The sequence below is a fragment of the Acinetobacter sp. YH01009 genome (assembly GCF_013420765.1).
Classification (GTDB): Bacteria; Pseudomonadota; Gammaproteobacteria; order Pseudomonadales; family Moraxellaceae; genus Acinetobacter; species Acinetobacter amyesii.
In genome coordinates this window covers 52,181-69,954 of the sequence record NZ_VOYE01000013.1, presented here as the reverse complement: position 1 = coordinate 69,954, position 17,774 = coordinate 52,181, and the positions used below count along the sequence as shown (strand labels likewise).

At 38.0% G+C, this 17,774-nt stretch carries 15 protein-coding genes; 9 read left to right on the top strand and 6 right to left on the bottom strand.

The window, feature by feature from the left end; genetic code table 11:
• Positions 1 to 3: 3 nt before the first annotated feature.
• The gene (locus tag FTT76_RS12665; protein ID WP_180007792.1) at positions 4 to 747 is read left to right on the top strand and encodes an SDR family oxidoreductase; all 744 of its coding nucleotides are present in this window, start codon (positions 4 to 6) and stop codon (positions 745 to 747) included.
• 294 nt (positions 748 to 1,041) lie between these two features.
• The gene (locus FTT76_RS12660) at positions 1,042 to 2,088 is read left to right on the top strand and encodes a fatty acid desaturase (protein WP_180007793.1); all 1,047 of its coding nucleotides are present in this window, start codon (positions 1,042 to 1,044) and stop codon (positions 2,086 to 2,088) included.
• A 64-nt stretch (positions 2,089 to 2,152) separates the two neighbouring features.
• On the opposite strand, the gene FTT76_RS12655 is transcribed toward FTT76_RS12660, so the two are convergent.
• Positions 2,153 to 3,553: an alpha/beta hydrolase-fold protein gene (locus FTT76_RS12655; RefSeq protein ID WP_180007794.1), complete on the bottom strand. Its 1,401-nt coding sequence runs from the start codon at positions 3,551 to 3,553 to the stop codon at positions 2,153 to 2,155.
• Positions 3,554 to 3,745: 192 nt separating this feature from the next.
• Here FTT76_RS12655 and FTT76_RS12650 point away from each other — a divergent pair, with 192 nt between their 5' ends.
• Both FTT76_RS12650 and FTT76_RS12645 read left to right on the top strand, forming a co-directional pair.
• Positions 3,746 to 4,462, top strand: coding sequence for an SGNH/GDSL hydrolase family protein (locus tag FTT76_RS12650; protein ID WP_180007795.1), 717 nt, complete (start codon positions 3,746 to 3,748; stop codon positions 4,460 to 4,462).
• A gap of 39 nt (positions 4,463 to 4,501) precedes the next feature.
• On the top strand, positions 4,502 to 5,110 hold the full coding sequence (locus FTT76_RS12645) for a uracil-DNA glycosylase family protein (RefSeq protein ID WP_180007796.1): 609 nt from the start codon (positions 4,502 to 4,504) through the stop codon (positions 5,108 to 5,110).
• A 39-nt stretch (positions 5,111 to 5,149) separates the two neighbouring features.
• Here FTT76_RS12645 and FTT76_RS12640 read toward each other — a convergent pair whose 3' ends face one another.
• Together FTT76_RS12640 and FTT76_RS12635 are read right to left on the bottom strand one after the other, a co-directional pair.
• The gene (locus tag FTT76_RS12640) at positions 5,150 to 5,644 is read right to left on the bottom strand and encodes a pyridoxamine 5'-phosphate oxidase family protein (protein ID WP_180007801.1); all 495 of its coding nucleotides are present in this window, start codon (positions 5,642 to 5,644) and stop codon (positions 5,150 to 5,152) included.
• A gap of 132 nt (positions 5,645 to 5,776) precedes the next feature.
• Positions 5,777 to 6,652 (bottom strand): DMT family transporter, encoded by an 876-nt coding sequence (locus FTT76_RS12635; protein ID WP_180007797.1) that lies wholly within the window; start codon positions 6,650 to 6,652, stop codon positions 5,777 to 5,779.
• A 253-nt stretch (positions 6,653 to 6,905) separates the two neighbouring features.
• Between FTT76_RS12635 and FTT76_RS12630 the strand changes: the two genes are divergently transcribed.
• Complete coding sequence (locus FTT76_RS12630; protein ID WP_180040324.1) at positions 6,906 to 8,297, top strand: PLP-dependent aminotransferase family protein; 1,392 nt, start codon at positions 6,906 to 6,908, stop codon at positions 8,295 to 8,297.
• 74 nt (positions 8,298 to 8,371) lie between these two features.
• On the opposite strand, the gene FTT76_RS12625 is transcribed toward FTT76_RS12630, so the two are convergent.
• A complete protein-coding gene (locus FTT76_RS12625; RefSeq protein WP_180008896.1) occupies positions 8,372 to 8,809 on the bottom strand; it encodes a hypothetical protein in 438 nt (145 codons plus the stop codon).
• 138 nt (positions 8,810 to 8,947) lie between these two features.
• On the opposite strand from FTT76_RS12625, the gene FTT76_RS12620 reads away from it, so the two are divergent.
• Positions 8,948 to 9,616: a class I SAM-dependent methyltransferase gene (locus FTT76_RS12620; protein WP_180008894.1), complete on the top strand. Its 669-nt coding sequence runs from the start codon at positions 8,948 to 8,950 to the stop codon at positions 9,614 to 9,616.
• A gap of 94 nt (positions 9,617 to 9,710) precedes the next feature.
• Here the strand turns inward: FTT76_RS12620 and FTT76_RS12615 are convergent, their stop codons facing one another.
• Positions 9,711 to 11,267: a phospholipase D family protein gene (locus FTT76_RS12615; RefSeq protein ID WP_180008892.1), complete on the bottom strand. Its 1,557-nt coding sequence runs from the start codon at positions 11,265 to 11,267 to the stop codon at positions 9,711 to 9,713.
• Positions 11,268 to 11,392: 125 nt separating this feature from the next.
• Here FTT76_RS12615 and FTT76_RS12610 point away from each other — a divergent pair, with 125 nt between their 5' ends.
• The 3 genes from FTT76_RS12610 (at position 11,393) to FTT76_RS12600 (ending at position 15,025) form a co-directional block, all read left to right on the top strand.
• Positions 11,393 to 12,508, top strand: a complete 1,116-nt coding sequence (locus tag FTT76_RS12610; protein WP_078193885.1) for an S-(hydroxymethyl)glutathione dehydrogenase/class III alcohol dehydrogenase — start codon at positions 11,393 to 11,395, stop codon at positions 12,506 to 12,508.
• 292 nt (positions 12,509 to 12,800) lie between these two features.
• On the top strand, positions 12,801 to 13,820 hold the full coding sequence (locus FTT76_RS12605) for a flavin reductase family protein (RefSeq protein WP_180008888.1): 1,020 nt from the start codon (positions 12,801 to 12,803) through the stop codon (positions 13,818 to 13,820).
• 35 nt (positions 13,821 to 13,855) lie between these two features.
• Positions 13,856 to 15,025, top strand: a complete 1,170-nt coding sequence (locus FTT76_RS12600; RefSeq protein ID WP_180008886.1) for an acyl-CoA desaturase — start codon at positions 13,856 to 13,858, stop codon at positions 15,023 to 15,025.
• A gap of 491 nt (positions 15,026 to 15,516) precedes the next feature.
• Here the strand turns inward: FTT76_RS12600 and FTT76_RS12595 are convergent, their stop codons facing one another.
• Positions 15,517 to 17,100, bottom strand: a complete 1,584-nt coding sequence (locus tag FTT76_RS12595; RefSeq protein WP_180008884.1) for an ATP-binding cassette domain-containing protein — start codon at positions 17,098 to 17,100, stop codon at positions 15,517 to 15,519.
• Positions 17,101 to 17,774: the final 674 nt, after the last annotated feature.

Genomic DNA, 17,774 nt, shown 5'->3' with positions numbered 1-17,774 from the left:
ATCATGGCTAAAACAATTTTAATTACAGGTGCAAGCTCAGGGATTGGTGCAGGAATGGCACGCGAGTTTGCACAAAAAGGCTACAACTTAGCCATTTGTGCACGTCGTTTAGAGCGTCTAGAAACGCTAAAAAATGAACTGGAAAGCCAATATGGCATCAAAGTGATTGCGAAAACCCTCGATGTCACAAATTACGATCAAGTGTTTGAAGTGTTCCGTGCCTTTAAAGCAGATTTTGGCAGTATTGACCGTGTTATTGTCAACGCAGGTATCGGTGAAGGTCGTCGTATTGGTAAAGGCAATTTTGAAATTAACCGTGCCACAGTTGAAACTAACTTTATCTCTGCATTAGCGCAATGTGAAGCTGCGGTTGAAATTTTCCGTAGCCAAAATGCAGGGCATTTGGTGGTGATTTCTTCGATGAGTGCTATGCGCGGCATGCCTAAACATTTAACGGCTTATGGTGCGAGTAAAGCAGGTGTTGCTGCTCTAGCTGAAGGTATTCGTGCAGAACTGATTGATACCCCAATTAAAGTGACGACTATTTTCCCTGGTTATATTCGTACAGAGATCAATGAAGGTGCGAAAAAACTGCCATTTGAAGTCGATGAAAAAACTGGTTCACATCTTTTAGCAAAAGCCATTGAGAAAGCACCGGTTAAAGCTTATGTACCACAATGGCCCTGGTTGCCTTTAGGTCTTGCAATGAAAGTATTGCCGTTGAAAATTGTGAATAAATTGGGTTAAACCTTTATTCAATAATAAAGCTCCAATTTTGGGGCTTTTTTATTCTCAAATGATCTTCACCTTCCTCTGTAGGTTAAAAAGGAATACATAAAACCTGTGATCAAAAGACATTAAAAGCAGCCGATTTTGCAAAGAAAAATTGGAGTAATTACTCAGATTATTTATAAATAAGATATTGAAAATAAATAAAATGTTGAATATTTGAACAGACGATGATTTGTTCTCAAAATAGCGATTTCCTTTTTTTTAATTTGCTTTAATGTACAACTGTTCATTAATTTTTAGGTTTGTACTATGTCTATGTCTTCCGATATGACAGATCAACAGCGAATTAACAAAGTCAGAACTGTCGTAACGAAAGCTGGTGAAGACTTACGTCAGCAATATCCCATTTTAAAACATCAAAACTTTATAGGCGCAGCCATCCTTATTTTTGCGCTACTGGGAATGTTGGGTTCAGCTTGGGCGTTTGCTGTTGGCATTTTACCGGCATGGGCTTGTGTGATTTTGGTGGCGATGTTTGCTTCACTGACACATGAATTAGAACATGACCTGATTCATTATATGTATTTTAAAAAGACGCCATGGGCTCACCATCTCATGTTGGCTTTGGTTTGGTTAGCACGTCCCAATACCATTAGTCCTTGGGCACGTCGTCGTTTGCACCTCAATCATCACAAGTATTCAGGTTCCGAATACGATTTGGAAGAACGGGGCATCAGTAATGGCATGCCGTGGGGATTGCGTCGTCTATTGGTCATTAGCGATCAATTGATGACGGTGTATTTGCGCCCATTTCAAATGTTTAAAATGATTGGGAAATTCATTGAAAAACAACCTGAAAAAGAACGTAAAACTGCATTGATCTCTCAACTGACTGGATTTTTTCCTTTAAGTTTTGTTTATTACGGCATTTGGTATGTTTTTGTCATTTATCATGTGGTGAATGGTATTGGTCCAATGTTAGGACAAAGTATTAGTTGGTCAGTTAATTTAGTGAAGTTAATTCCAACGATTAATTTTCTAGCCGTGGTTTGGATTATTCCGAACTTTATACGCTCTTTCTGCTTACAATTTATCAGCTCAAATATGCATTATTATGGTGATATTGACCCACGTGATGTCATTAAACAAACTCAGGTGTTAAATCCGTGGTGGTTGTTCCCAATGCAATTGTTTTGCTTTAACTTCGGTTCGACCCATGCCATTCACCATTTTGTGGTCAAAGAGCCGTTTTATATTCGTCACCTAACTGCAAAAACGGCACACCAAGTCATGCGTGAAGTTGGTGTACGTTTCAATGATTTTGGAACCTTTAAACGCATAAACCGCTGGAATTAATTAAATACAATCTTCAAAAAAAGCCCTCAATTGAGGGCTTTTTTATGATCTAAACGTTTATAAACTACTTTTGCGCAAAAAAATGTTTGAGTGCATCTTGCAAGGCAACTTGCCATACCGCGTAGGAATGTCCGCCGATATACGATTGATAATGCACATCATGACCTTTATTTTTTAAGTCGGCTGCAACAATAGGCGAAGTCTCTAAAATACTCAGTTCATTATTATTTCGTGAGCTTTCATAACTATTGGCAGTAATAAACCAATGCTGTTTAGGTTGTGAGGTTTTATCACGAATGATTTTACTCATGCCATTTGGGAGGTCTGTCGCTTCATTTTGCCACCAAAATGATCCAGATAACGGTACGACGTGACTAATTTGATTTGGATTTTCTAAGGCTAAATAAGCTGAACTTAAACCGCCTAGGCTTGAGCCGAGTAATACCGTTTTTTTCGAATCGACTTTTGCCGGTGCATTTTTTTGAATCCAAGGCATCAGTTCATCACTAAAAAATGCTGAAAATTTAGCATTGGGTGTTAATTCTTTCGGTCGTTCCTGATCATTCGGTGGAGAAACAAAAATGGCTTGAATTGGCGGTAACTGACCTTGCTCAACTAATATATCTAATGCCTTTGGAACATTAAGCAACTCGTTATATTGCTGACCATCAAAAAATATAGCAGTGATATAGCTTTGGTTTTTCTTGGCTTTAGATTGGTAAATTAGGATTTTACGTGAGTTATTCAAAATTTTGCTATCTAGAACAAACTCTAGTAATTTGGGCTGTTTCACATTTGGATATTGTTTTGGATCAATAAAAGGCGGGGCATCTTTAAGCGCCACTAAATTTTCATTACGCAAGCCTGATGTATCATTACTTGCGAGATAAGTGTTTTTGTTGAAAGGATCAATCCGTTGCACTTGTATCACAGCACGACGCTGCGTTCTTGATTCTTTAAGTTTAGGATTCAGATGCGGACAATAATTTGACAGATAACCTTCTAAGTTCGGTAAGTCGACAGCAAAGCTATAACTGCCAATATAACGATGATCAATAATCGATTCTTTAAACCAAATATCGGTATTTGGTAGGCGTGTTAACCATTCATGGTCATTACTCGGGCCACCAATAAGGCGTACATTATGCTGCGCACCTTTCCATAAAAAAATTATACGGTCATGTTTTTCATCATAGTTTTCAATGATTGGTGTACCTATAAGCTCTACACGCTTCCAAAAATCTTCAATAATTTGAGCATGTTGTTTTGGATTTTGATTTAACTGATGTTGTAGGTTTAATAATATTTGGCTTTGCGCTTTGACATCTTCACATGCAGCAGCATAGGGAAAATGTTTTTTTTCTATTGTATCGGTTAAAGCGGGTGAATTTTGAGTTTGGGCAAAAGCAGAAGTAACAGCAAAGCTAATTGAGCAAGCTAAAAAAAGTGGGGAAAGTTCTTTCATTGAAATAATAAAATAGGTAGGATGAAAACCAATAAATGATAATCATTATTAATATAAAAAACTAGCAATATGCCCCAGAATGATGCTTTTAATAAAAGAAAATGTAGAAAAATAACAATAGAGTCAATGCTTTGTTTCTTAAACTATTTAAAATAATGAAGACGATAAGCTTTAAATCATTACCCAAATATTATGCTAGTCAAAGTATCAACACTGCTGCTGTTACCTGCGTTACTGATCCAAGGTTACCGTGTGAAAAAAAATACCCCACGTTTAGCAGAACCGATGGGAGAACGTTGTGGGATGAGTGGTCAGGGTAATCGACCATTATCGCTATTAATACTAGGTGATTCAGCAGCAGCAGGTGTCGGCGTCGAGCATCAGTCAGATGCGCTATTGGGACAATTGCTTAAAATTTTATCGCCTGATTATCAAGTTCACTTTTGCCTTGAAGCCACAACGGGGCTTAACAGCCAGCAAATCATCAATGCTTTGGATAATGTCACAACGCAGAACTTTGATGTCGTGATCAGCTCTGTTGGTGTCAATGATGTCACAGCATTAAAACAACCAGACCAGTGGTTGAAGCTCCAGCAGCGTTTATATCAAACTGTCGAGGAAAAGTTTCAACCACAGCTATTGATCATTTCAGGTGTGCCACCAATGGATGAGTTTCCAGCTTTACCGTTTCCATTGTCATGGCTGTTTGGACAATATTCTCAGAAGATGAATGCGCTGTTAAAAAATTTTATTAAAACAAAGCCTAATACGAGGCTAATTGAATACGATTTACAAGAATATCGTGAAAAAAATTTACAAATGGCAAAAGACGGCTTTCACCCGAGCAAAGAAATTTATCAGTTATGGGCTGAAAAAATAGCAAAACAAATCACTGAACAATTTTCATAGACATTTTATGATTCAACCACTGGGCGAAGTTAAATTTACATGAGCAAAGATATTTCAGGCGTGAATCCGCAAATCGAAACACATCCTTTAGCGCCATTTTTGCCATCAAATGGGAAACTCTTGATGTTAGGGAGTTTTCCACCTCCAAAAACCCGCTGGAAGATGGATTTTTATTATCCAAATTTTCAAAATGACATGTGGAAAATCTTTGGCCTATGTTTTTTTCAGGATAAAAATCATTTTCTCAATCTAGAGAGCAAGACTTTTAAAGAACAGCTCATTCGAGATTTTTTAAATGAAAAAGGTATAGGCATTTTTGATACTGCCTATCAAGTGATTCGTTTGAAAGGTAATGCATCAGACAAGTTTTTACAGATTTATCAGCCAACCGATATTGCGAAGTTACTCACGCAGATGCCGAATTGCCGCAGTATTATGACGACGGGAGACAAGGCGACTGATACGTTGATGCTCTCGATGCCAGAAAATACTGAAAAACCACGCATTGGGCATGCTGTTCGTACCGAATTTGCAGGCAGAGATTTGACTTTATACCGTATGCCGTCATCATCTAGAGCTTATCCACTAGCATTGGAAAAAAAAGCCGAAGCGTATAGTAAATTATTTAAAGAAATTGACTTACTATAAGAAAGCTTTGGTGTAATCTTTTATCAATGGTTGCTTTCCTTAGAAAGATGATTTAGGCATCATTGCAGGATATTGTACCCATTTGAAGTCATGTACAGAAAAATCACGCACTTGATGAAAATTATTCCAAATTAGGCGGCTACCTTTAGTCCATTTTAATGCCTTAATTCTTTGTTGAACCAAAGCGAATTCTGTTTCACTTGCTGGCCGTAACTCACCAATTTCAGCATATAGGCGTATCCCTGGATATTCTTGAAATTGACCATTGATTAATGATTTTAGCCAAAAGGCTTTGCTGCTATTTATCGCTTGTATGCAGGCTTTTGGATTCATTGTTAAATTATCCCGCAGTGACGCTGAATAAGTATCAAAGAAGAAACCTGAAAAGGTTGATTCATGTAAAAATAAAGTGCCAATTGGGGTGATTGTTGGTTGGTAATTTTGATCAACCGTAGCAATCGAGCAATGCATAGACGCACGTTGGGCATTTGCAACGACTTTACGAATTTGAGTCCAATTCTGATGATTCATGATTTTGCCTTTTTTATTATTGTCTATGCATATCACTCTATCAGAGTTTTTCACTATTTTTGTGCTAAACAATGGCAATAAACTGGTCATTCATGCCACTGTATTTGCTTTAAAATTAGGCAATTTAAAAAATATTTAAGCGTACTTTTTAGCTAGAACAACACAGCTCACTACAGCTAAAGATACCGCAATCATCAGTAGGCTAATCTGTTCATTTAATAATACGGCGCACAGCATAAGGCCAATAAAGGGCTGTACTAGCTGGATTTGACCGACTTTGGCAATTCCACCCAAAGCTAAGCCTTTGTACCAAAAAAAGAAGCCGATTAACATGCTGAACAATGACACATACGCTAAGCCAATATATGCGCTGAGAGGAATATGTTGAAAATCGTTTGGGAAATAGAGCCAGCAGAGTGGCAGCATCAGTGGCAAAGCAATGATTAAAGCCCAGCAAATGACCTGCCATCCACCTAAAGCTCTAGACAGTACGCCACCTTCGGCATAGCCCAATCCGCAGAGCAGAACAGCAATAATCATATAGATGTCACCGAGAGAAATTCCTTTAACACCAGATTGATGTAGCATGAAAAAGATGACTAAAGCACTGCCTGCACCTGCAAACAGCCAAAAGGCATTTTTAGGGATTTCTTTGGCACGTAGCACTGCAAAAAAAGCCGTGGCCAATGGTAGTAAAGCTACAAAAATTAAAGAGTGAGCCGCAGTTTCTGTTTGTAAAGCCAGTGCCGTAAATAATGGAAAACCAATGACAACACCTGTTGAAACAATACATAAGGATTTAATTTGCAGCATAGATGGCTTAGGCTGCTTTAAAACGAATAAAAGTATCAATGCTAAAATAGCTGCAATACAGGCGCGAGCGCCTGTCAGAAATTCGGGGCTAAAGCCTTGAACGGCAACACGGGTTGCAGGCATAGAACCTGCAAAAATAACAACGCCAATAAAACCGTTGAGCCAGCCCTGATGAACTTCTTTGAGGTCAAATTGCATGTTCATTCCATATTTTTGGTCTAAAGATATGTAATAAAATTTATACCGTACTGTATGACTGAAATAGATACAGTCAAATACAATTAAAAAGAACTGTTATGGATAAAATACCCATACAATTTGCATCTATAGCCATCTTTGAATAAGCTGTAAAGCCAAGATTTAGAACGATTAATAGACTGAACTGTCAGTTAATAAGTTCAAAGTGTGTCGTAATATTTCACTAAAACTGCATGAATAAGGAAATGAAAAGATGACAAAAATCGAATGGGTCATGCAGCAAGTCCAAACACTGATCGATCAGAAACAGCTTTCTGAAGGCTGCCGCATTCCTTCGGTACGTCAATTTTCCCAACAGTTGGGCTGTTCGGTTTCAACTGTTGTAGAAGCCTATGCACGGTTGGTCAGTAGCGGTGTATTGGAGTCAAGAATTGGAGCTGGCTATTATGTCTGCAAACGTTCTACTGCAAATGTTTTATTAAGTGAGCATGCTATTGAATATAACCGAGAGGTCGATCCGTTGTGGATTTCACGCCAATCGCTAGATGCTCATGAAGGTATGCTGATTCCCGGTTGCGGCTGGCTGCCAAAAGAATGGATGCCAGAGCAGACTTTACGTAAAGCCTTAAAAACGGCTGCTAAATCTGATAGCAGTTTCTTAATAGATTATTCGGCGCCACACGGTCATACAAATTTACGCCGCTATATTGCTCGTAAAGGTGAGGTTTATGATGTAATGCTTAATTTGAAGCAGATTTTCATTAGTGATTCTGCAACACATTCTATTGATCTGATTTTTCGGCATTTACTTAAAACTGGTGATACGGTTCTGATCGATGATCCATGTTACTTTAATTTTAGGGCACTGATTAAGGCACATGGGCTGAATTGCATTACATTACCGTATGGCAAAAATGGTCCAGATGTAGAAGTATTTAAGCAAGTGCTGCAGTTTCAGCCCAAAATCTATTTAACCAACTCAGGCATACACAACCCAACTGGTGCAGCACTTTCTATGCAAACGGCATTTGAAATTGCTAAATTGGCAGAGCAAAGTGGGTTAATCATCGTTGAAGATGATATTTTTGCCGAATTTGAGTATCTACATGCGCCACGTTATTTAACTTTATTGGGTTTAAAGCAGGTAATTCAAATTGGCAGTTTTACCAAAACGCTTTCTGCTGCGGTGCGCTGTGGTTATATCATTGCTCACGAATCAATAATTGATCAGCTGATTGATTTGAATATTGCAACTCATTTTAATACCAGTCATTTAAATGCAGAGATTATTTATCAAGCCCTTATGGACAGTAGTTATATAAGGCATATTGAATGGGTCAAAAAACAGCTACAAAAACATATGATGGATGCCGTAAAGAAACTTGCAGCTCTAGACATTCATCCAGTCGTTATGCCCAAAGCTGGCATTTTTTTATGGTGTCAATTACCTGCAAATATTGATGCAGCACAGCTATCAAAAAGCTGTTTGACGCAAGGTATCATTCTTGCACCAGGCAATTCATTCAGCTCAGCACAGAACGCAGGGCAATACATGCGTTTTAATGTCGCGCAGTGCATCGACAAAAAAGTATTTGATGTTTTGCAGCAGTGTCTGAATGAGCTGAAATTGCAAGATACAGCTTAACTAAAAAATGATGCAGATTTCAGGTCTGTGATTGATTACCTTTTTTAAGGCCAAACAGTTTTTCAGGCGAGGCATTAGCCATCATATTCAACATAATCCCAAAGGTTTAAACGCGCTTTAATTTCTTTGCGAATATTCGGCAGCATAGGTAGTAAAGTACCATCGATCCATAAACTCAGTGTCTGAGATGAAACTTTTTTGTTTGCATCATTTAAAATTTGTGCGCCTTTCACGATCACCAAAGTTTCTTCGCTAGCTGCAGTTTCAATGCCTTTAAATAAAAGCTGTAATCCATGACCTGTATCTTGGATTAACCATTCCAACTCAATTTGGATATTGTGATTAGATTTAAGCACAGCTTGGCCTTCAATCATGTCATTGTCAGATAAGCAGTCATGCTCAACCCGAACTTTCGACAAAAACCATTCTTGATGACCAAGTTCAGGAAGTGTCGTAAAAGGCGTTAAAATATCACTTAAATTAAATTGGCGGCTTAAATCAAAAAATTGCATTAGAAAACTTTAGGAGGAGATAAAACAAAATAAGAGGTGGATGTTAAAGCATCATCAAGTTTGAGTAAAACCTTTGCTTTTATTGAGATATTTTATGTATAAATAGCATTCAATCTATCTAAATTAAGTCTAAGAAAAATGAATTGCGAAAATAATATACACACAAACGATGTACCAAGCCCCATAGACTTAAAAGATCCAATCCAAGCTAAACAATGGGCTGCTGAAGTCAATCTTAAACGTCCGTGGCGTTATGACATCTTTCAAATGTATGTCGACTCTATTTTGGCTTTCAACACGAATGTGCACGTGCTTGAACTCGGTTCAGGCCCAGGCTATTTGGCTGAGTTTTTAATCAATCATTGTCCAAATATAGATTACACAGCATTTGATTTTTCCGAAGCTATGCATGACTTGGCAAAAGGAAAACTAAGTGCATCGCAACGCTTAAAATGTAATTTTACAACAGGGGATTTCAAACAATCTAATTGGGAAGAACCTCTTCATTTCAATGAGAAAAGCACCTTTGATGTGATTGTTATTCATCAAGCTTTACATGAGTTGAGGCATAAGGCGTATGCAGCAGAGTTTCATCGGACTGTAAAAACGTTGTTAAATACACAAGGCGTGTATATTGTGTGTGATCATCTATATGCACCAAATGCTCAGCAAAATCATGAGTTGTATATGTCTGTTAAGGAGCATTTAGATGCGCTGAAAGCAGCCAATTATGGCCAAGTGGAATGTCTGGGTGAAGTCAATGGTTTGGTTCTTTTCAAAAGCCAGCACTCATATGAACGAGATTGAACAAGAGCATTATTGAGTTGCTTGAAACTGCTTAAATCGTTCCTATTAGATCTTATCGATGAGAAAAACTTAACCAATTAGCAGTACATTGTCATTACATCATCCATTCAATAGGAAGATATGACACTGCTTTTATACTAAATCGCTGGAATCGAGTTGTTTCAGGTTCATGAGTATAGGTTTTGATTTTTCCATTTTTTTGTTGCTCTAACCAAATGATTTCGCCTTTTTCATCTAGTTTTAATTCATATGCAATTTGCGGTAAATACTGGTTTAATGCCGCCGAAATATCGTTTTGTAATCGATCAGATTTAACGACAAGGCCAACTTCCGAATTTAAATTTGCGGAACGTGGATCAAAGTTAAACGATCCAATAAACACCATACCGTCAATATCGAAAAATTTTGCATGCAAACTAGAGGCATTTTTGCCTTTCGCAGGGATGATATTTCCGGTCATGACCTCATACCATGTGCGTTTTGAACGCTCTATATAAGGTTTAAATTCATAAAGTTTCACGCCATTTTTGAGTAAGTCTTTGCGATATTTTTGATAAAACGCATGAACGACAGCGACGTCATTGGCTAAAAATGAATTGGTTAACACACGGACTTCTACATTTTTACCTGCAAGACCCGTTAGAAAGTCAGTTCCTTGTTGCGTGGGAACAAAATAAGCTGAAACCAATTCCATGCGTTCCTTGGGCTGTCCCATTAAGGTCGAAAATTGGTTATAAATTAATTCTTGCTCTTTAGCCTCACCACGAATTTTATTCGGACTATCCGCAATGAAATGTGCTTCGGCCCAGTTCACCGGTCTAAGTTTAAGCTGAGCCGCCAGTTGTTGCTGTGCATAGTTAATGCGCTGTTGATCTTTAGTCAACGTTGTAGAGTTTTCTTGGTACGTTTGTCTTAATTGATTTAAGTCTTTTTTTGTACCTGCACTAATCCATTGCTGAACAGAATAACTTAAATCATCATTCCAAAAGTTCAAAAACACTTGATTGGCTTGTTGAATGGCTTCCCCATAGAAAAGGATATCCAAATCTGTAAATTGAAAACTTTCACTGGCATCAAAATATTCATTACTGATGTTACGACCACCAGTTACGCCTATAAAACCATCGGCAACAATTAATTTATTATGCATACGATGGTTAATATGCTTTAAGCGAAATGCATAATCAATGACACGTAATTTTCTGAATTTATAGGGATTAAACAGTTTGATTGAAATGTTGGGATGAGCTGAAAGGGATTGTAAGGTCGGATCGAGTTTCGTCCCGTTTTGATCATCAATTAGTAGCCTTACTTTTACCCCACGGTCAGCGGCATGCAGTAATTCTTGAAACATCAGATGCCCAATAGCATCATTTTCCCAAATATAATATTGCAAATCGATGGTGTATTTTGCGTTTCGAATCAAATGCAGGCGAGATGCAATACTTAAGAAGGCATCATCTAAGGCTAAATAAGCCGTTTGTTTTTGTTGTAATTTTTCTAAATCCGTAGCAGACGTAATCCATTTTTCTGCATGTGATTGTATAGGGACATCTTTTTTTGACTGATTGCTAGGTAAGCTGCATCCAGTTAATAGGTTGATCGAAACAGTTAAACCGACAGTACAACTTATTTCACGTAATTGTATCATTCGAATAGCATTAATCATTCCTTGAAAAATTCATCATAACATCATGTTTTAAGGTTGTATCTAGGCTTAAAAAGAGGTTACTGTAACTCATCTGTTAATATAAGCCATACAGGATGTTTTTAGACATGAAATCACGTGCAGCCGTTGCTTTTGGACCGGGTCAGCCTTTAGAAATTGTTGAAATTGATGTGGCACCACCTAAAGCAGGTGAGGTTTTAGTCAAAATTAGCCATACAGGTGTGTGTCATACAGATGCATTTACATTGTCGGGTGATGATCCTGAAGGCGTATTTCCAGCAATTTTAGGGCATGAAGGTGCAGGTGTTGTGGTTGAAGTCGGTGAAGGTGTGACTTCAGTGCAACCGGGTGATCATGTAATTCCACTTTATACTGCAGAATGTGGTGAATGTTTATTCTGTAAATCGGGTAAAACAAATCTTTGTGTATCGGTACGAGCAACACAAGGGAAAGGTTTAATGCCGGATGGCACAACACGTTTTTCTTATAATGGTCAGCCGATTTATCACTATATGGGCTGTTCAACATTCTCTGAATATACAGTGGTAGCAGAAGTGTCTTTGGCAAAAATTAACCCTGAAGCGAACCACGAACATGTATGTTTGTTGGGTTGCGGCGTAACAACAGGCCTTGGTGCAGTCAAAAATACCGCTAAAGTTCAGGAAGGTGACTCAGTTGCAGTCTTTGGTTTAGGTGGTATTGGTTTGGCTGTGGTACAAGGTGCTAAAAAAGCCAAAGCAGGTCGTATCATTGCGGTAGATACCAATCCTGACAAATTCAAACTGGCTGAAGAATTTGGCGCGACGGATTTTGTTAATCCAAAAGATTATGATCGTCCTGTACAGGAAGTGATTGTAGAAATGACCGGCTGGGGTGTCGACCATTCATTTGAATGTATTGGCAATACCAATGTGATGCGCTCTGCTTTGGAATGTGCTCACCGTGGTTGGGGTCAATCTGTGATTATTGGTGTGGCAGGTGCAGGTCAAGAAATTTCAACCCGTCCATTCCAATTGGTTACTGGTCGTACTTGGAAAGGCACTGCTTTTGGTGGTGTTAAAGGTCGTTCACAATTACCGGGTATGGTAGAAGAAGCCATGTCAGGCGAGATCAAACTTGAACCATTCGTGACCCATACCATGGGGCTGGATAAAATCAATGAAGCCTTTGATTTAATGCATGAAGGTAAATCAATTCGCTCTGTTGTACATTTTGAAGATTAAACATTGATTTAAATATTTTTGATTAAACGACTAATCATTTAAATATTAATGCGTTAATTTTCACTTTTTTAAAAACTAGGCTTTGGCCTAGTTTTTTTTATTTGTGTCGTTATAACAAATCAAAACTTCAAATTAGGATTTGCAAAAAGTGACAGATTGTTAGACATAAAATGATAAAAAATGCCAAATGATAAATTTTGTCCCGAATTCACATGGTGGGAAATTAGCACTAAACATAAGGTAAGCATAATTTAAAAACAAATGTATATTAATGCATTATCCGAGGCAAAAAATGACAACTACAAGTTACAAGCCTGAGTGGATTCGGGAAGATTTTATTGATTTTATTTCAGAAAAATTTGATGCAATTTGGGCCTACAAACGTATAAAAGCACAATTGGTCAAATCACGTTGTGTGGGGATCGGGTTTTATGAACTGAGTTTTTTAGCGAATCACAATTTTAAAGTTGTAAATTATCGACCAGGCCAATGTGTTCTGGTGACAGTTGTCAAAGATGGTGTACGTCATCAACGTAGCTATAGCGTCGTCGAAATTAATACATCTGGTCATGTGGTGATTGCAGTTAAACAGCAAGGCAAAGTGTCCAATTGCCTGACGCAATTAAAAACAGGTGATGTTGTTGAATTATCGCAACCGCAAGGTGAGTTTGGCCTAAAGCTAAATTCGGATCGACCAATTTTACTGCTTGCTTCTGGTAGTGGCATTACCTCAATCATGACTTTGTTTAAACAAGCGATTAAGCTTGGGCGTACGGTTGACCTGATTTATTTCAATCGAGATGATGCGTATTTGGATGAATTGATTCAACTGGCGAAGCAATCAAACCATGCACATTTACATGCGATTAATACGCTGAAAACTAAATTACATATCTCACCAGAGGTGCTAAACCACATGGTCCCCGATTTTAAGCAGCGAGATTGCTATGCCTGTGGTGCAGCGCCAATGATGCAAAGCATTGAGCAACTGTATCGTGAGTTTAAGCTTTCAGAATATTTAAATACTGAATATTTTCAGATGATTGCTGATGATTCAGTGCCTGCTCAACCTGTCACTTTTAGTTTAGCCCAGCAAGATTTTTTGGCAGAGGGAAATTTACTGGAAAGTGCTGAAAAAGCCGGTTTAAAACCTGCGCATGGCTGTCGGATGGGTATTTGTAATACCTGTTCGTGTACCAAATTACAGGGTTCAGTGAAAAACTTACTCACTGGCGAAATGGATCATGCGAATAACACACAAATCAAGTTATGTGTCTCTCAGGCAATTTCACCCGTACGCATTCAACTCTAACCCAAGCCGCATAAAAACAAATCAGGGGCATCATCATGAATCAATCGATATATATTCGTCCGAATAGTAAGTCACGTTATTTATCACCCGAACAAACTGCTGAATTTGGTGAAAAAGTCGAGCAAATACGACGTGAAATCATGCAGAGTGTAGGTGAAAAAGATGCAGCGTATATTTATAAAATTCGCAATTTTGTCCGTTATAGCGAGATTGCTTCTCGTGGCATGTTGATGTTTGCAGGTTGGATTCCACCAGTTTGGTTAATGGGTACGGGTTTATTGGGTATTTCTAAAATCGTAGAGAACATGGAACTCGGTCATAATGTGATGCATGGTCAGTTTGATTGGTTAAATGACCCGAGTTTAAATGGTGCTAATTATGATTGGGATACCATTGCCACAGGTCAAGACTGGAAATATACCCATAACTATGTGCATCATACCTATACCAATATTGTCGGTATGGACCATGATGTCGGCTATGGCTTAATCCGTGTAAGTGAATCGCAAAAGTGGGAGCCACGTTTCCTTTTTAATATTCCACTGGCTGCCCAACTCATGGTTTTCTTTGAGTGGTATGTCGGCATTCAACGTTTACATTTAGAAGATGTTATCGCGTATAAAACCAAAACTTGGAAAGATGTATGGCATGAAGCGGCCGATGTACGTCAGAAAATTAAGCGCCAAGTGATTAAAGATTATGTATTTTTCCCGCTTATTGCAGGTCCCAATGCGATTCCTGTATTTGCAGGAAATGCTGTAGCCAACGTGATTCGTAGCTTATGGGCTTCCGCTGTCATCTTTAATGGACATTTTACTGAAGATGCGGAAAACTTTGAGATGGACAATACCGAAAATGAAACTCGAGCAGAATGGTATCTCCGTCAAATTCGTGGCTCAAGTAATTTTAGTGGAACGCAATGGTTACATATACTCAGTGGTAATTTGAGCCACCAAATTGAACACCATTTATTTCCAGATATGCCTGCGAATCGCTATGCCGAAGCTGCACCTAAAATTAAAGCACTCTGTGAGGAATATGGTATTCACTATAATGAAGCCAGTTTTATCAAACAGTTTTCCAGCGTTTGGGTTCGCCTCGCGAAATGTTCAGTGCCGAATGATTGGCGTGCCGAGCTCAAGGAACGCTCAATATCACTTCAGCAGCGTGTTAAACAAAAAATCATGAAGAAAATCGGGCATTAAAATAAAGTATTTTTTAAGCAATATTGTCCTAAGAGATCTTAAATTAGAAGTTGAAGTTACGTATTAACATCAGAAACGCAATTTGATTCAAATAAAAGAACGATACGCGGTAATGTCATCCGCAACTGTTTGAGACAGGACTACTTCTCATCAAAAATGTTTTTGCGATACTTTGAATAATTTGAAGGTAGTGAACGAGTTTTGTCGGTGAGGTGCATTGCACCGCAAGATGGTTTTCTTGCGAAGCTTTGCTTCTCATTTTGCCTAATGAGAAGCGTGCTTCGTAAGAGTACCTCCAGCCGAAGGCTAATCTCTTTATCTAAACCCTAGATGTAAGACTCCGTAGAATAGACTGAAAAAGTATTTTAAAAATGCGAAATTACTTTTACGTGCGTAATATCAGTTAAATAAGAACGATTTCTAAAGCAGTAAATTCGCCAAAGTAGCGTTCATCTACTTTGGCTTTTTTAAATATATCTAGCGAGCAAGAGTTATTCAACTAATTGCACGCTATTCTGAATACCACAAGATTCTACAAAATATGCATCATGTGAAACGAGGATCACCGCACCTGTATAATGCTGAATGGCTTGAGCCAATAACACTCTAGACTCTATATCTAAGTGGTTTTCAGGTTCATCTAACAATAAAAGCTCAATATTCGGTGTTAAATAATTTAAGCCTAACAAGGTCACTTTTAAACGCTCACCACCACTTAAACAGTGAAATGGCAGTTCCGTTTTTTGACCACGGATTCTAAGTTGACCGAGTTGATTACGCCATTCCGTTGAGGAAACCTCACGATTAAACTTTGCTAGATTGTCCAAAACACTCAGTTCAGGTGATAAATCACTCAAGTTTTGGTCTAAATACAGGGTATTCACAGACAAAAATATTTCATGGCTAGACTGTGATGTGGTCTGACTCAGATACTTTAGAAATGTAGATTTACCAATACCATTTTTTCCTTTTAAATGAATTTTTTCACCTGCCTGTAAGGCCAAGTCAAAAGGCTGGTGCTGAGATATTTTGCTATGAAAATGTTTAACTCTTAAGATTTCTCCAGTTTTTTCAGCGCGATGTTGAAAAACAAATTGCTGCTCTTTGACATGCTCAAGTTGTTGCTGTGATTGAATCAGTTGGGTTCTCTTTTCTTCCAATTGCTTCTGCTGTTGTGTTTGAACTGTTGCGAGGTTTTGACCGGCTTGTTCCTTTTTAAAATCGAGTAACACTTTGGCTTGGGAGCCCGACTTGCGTAGTGCATGACTTTGTTGTTCTCGTTTTTGTGCTTTCATTTGTGTTTCGTGTTGCTGTAATTTGAGCTGTTTTAACTCACGTTTATGCTGTAAAGCATTACGTTGTAAGGCTTTATTTTGCAGATCATTTTGTTGAACGTAGTCTTCATTGTTGCCAGTAACATGTGTGAGTCCAAACTCATTTAAAGCATAGATATGCTCTACATGTTGCAGTAACTCTCGATCATGACTGACAATAAATGCACCGGCAGGATGGTTTTCTAAACGATCGATGAGCCATAAGCGTGAGGATGCATCTAAATGGTTACTAGGTTCATCCAAAAGTAAATAATGGTCGGTTTTTAAAAATAATGCACACAAAGCCAATTTGGTTTTTTGACCCTCACTCAGCTGAGCGACAGGGAAATTTAAATCTGTCGTAAGTGACGCCTGCTTAAGTTGTTGCTGCCATAATGCAGGACGGTGCCACTGGTTTTCAGTCAGCTCAAAGTCTTCAAAACTGGCATTGCCTATTTCGATACGTTGAAATGCGCTAAATAAATCTTCCACACCGAGTGCAGAAGCAATCGTGTCAGCTTCTAGCCGAGAAAATTGTGATAAATAGGCATGTGGTACATTCCATGAAATTTCCCCTTCATAGGGGAGATCTTTCAGATTTTGTTCATGTAAGATTTTAAGGATGCAGGACTTTCCTAAACCATTGCGACCAATACATGCCGAAAGCTGCTGTTGATTGAGGTTAAATTTCAGGTTTTTAAAAAGTGTTTTAGAGGGAAATTCCAAGCTTAATTGGGAAATTGTACAAGCTGTTTGAGTCATAGATGCACCTTGCAATAGCAAAGATGCGCAATACAAATAACTAATTTTATTTTATAAAAAAGACAATATTTGAGAAAATGCAGTCAAAGTCATTAGCCATGTGTTTGCACATCAAAAAAATGGATTTGATGATGAAAAAACAGGGCTTACTTCATTGGCAAATACTCGAATTAAAAAATAAATGGAAAAAAGCTTGAGACAGCCTAATGTTGTGCATTCTAGTAAATGTTGATTTATTAATCAACACATCAAATTTTTAAAATAGGTCTCAATTATTGACAGTAGAGTTATTTAATACGACAAAATAGCAAAAAACTATTGTCAAACCGATGAATACAGCGTATTTTAATTTTCAGACAGATACTTTTTGATGAAATCAAGATGTTAAAGCAACCTTTAATCTTAAACGCATATTATTACTTTTGGCAGTTTAGATAATTGCCTGAACGCGTTCGGGCATGAAAAAGGTTGCCCACCAAGTTTATACCTGATCGGCAACCCTGATCAGGTTTTTTTATGTCTTGATTTTTATAATATTTTTGGAGAAATCTCATGTTTACAGTAAATAATTCATATTTTAGCAACGGTTATTGGTTTTACTTTAGTCAGTCTATGTCTAAAGCCCTGAAGTCCCAAAGTCCCATAACGCTCAGATAAAAGATCGGACTGTTTAT

Bases quoted from the DNA above. Each gene is read 5' to 3' on its own strand.
- FTT76_RS12665 (WP_180007792.1), top strand. From the start codon at position 4: ATGGCTAAAACAATTTTAATTACAGGTGCAAGCTCAGGGATTGGTGCA.
- FTT76_RS12660 (WP_180007793.1), top strand. From the start codon at position 1,042: ATGTCTATGTCTTCCGATATGACAGATCAACAGCGAATTAACAAAGTC.
- FTT76_RS12655 (WP_180007794.1), bottom strand. From the start codon at position 3,553: ATGAAAGAACTTTCCCCACTTTTTTTAGCTTGCTCAATTAGCTTTGCT.
- FTT76_RS12650 (WP_180007795.1), top strand. From the start codon at position 3,746: ATGCTAGTCAAAGTATCAACACTGCTGCTGTTACCTGCGTTACTGATC.
- FTT76_RS12645 (WP_180007796.1), top strand. From the start codon at position 4,502: ATGAGCAAAGATATTTCAGGCGTGAATCCGCAAATCGAAACACATCCT.
- FTT76_RS12635 (WP_180007797.1), bottom strand. From the start codon at position 6,652: ATGCAATTTGACCTCAAAGAAGTTCATCAGGGCTGGCTCAACGGTTTT.
- FTT76_RS12630 (WP_180040324.1), top strand. From the start codon at position 6,906: ATGACAAAAATCGAATGGGTCATGCAGCAAGTCCAAACACTGATCGAT.
- FTT76_RS12625 (WP_180008896.1), bottom strand. From the start codon at position 8,809: ATGCAATTTTTTGATTTAAGCCGCCAATTTAATTTAAGTGATATTTTA.
- FTT76_RS12620 (WP_180008894.1), top strand. From the start codon at position 8,948: ATGAATTGCGAAAATAATATACACACAAACGATGTACCAAGCCCCATA.
- FTT76_RS12615 (WP_180008892.1), bottom strand. From the start codon at position 11,267: ATGATACAATTACGTGAAATAAGTTGTACTGTCGGTTTAACTGTTTCG.
- FTT76_RS12610 (WP_078193885.1), top strand. From the start codon at position 11,393: ATGAAATCACGTGCAGCCGTTGCTTTTGGACCGGGTCAGCCTTTAGAA.
- FTT76_RS12605 (WP_180008888.1), top strand. From the start codon at position 12,801: ATGACAACTACAAGTTACAAGCCTGAGTGGATTCGGGAAGATTTTATT.
- FTT76_RS12600 (WP_180008886.1), top strand. From the start codon at position 13,856: ATGAATCAATCGATATATATTCGTCCGAATAGTAAGTCACGTTATTTA.
- FTT76_RS12595 (WP_180008884.1), bottom strand. From the start codon at position 17,100: ATGACTCAAACAGCTTGTACAATTTCCCAATTAAGCTTGGAATTTCCC.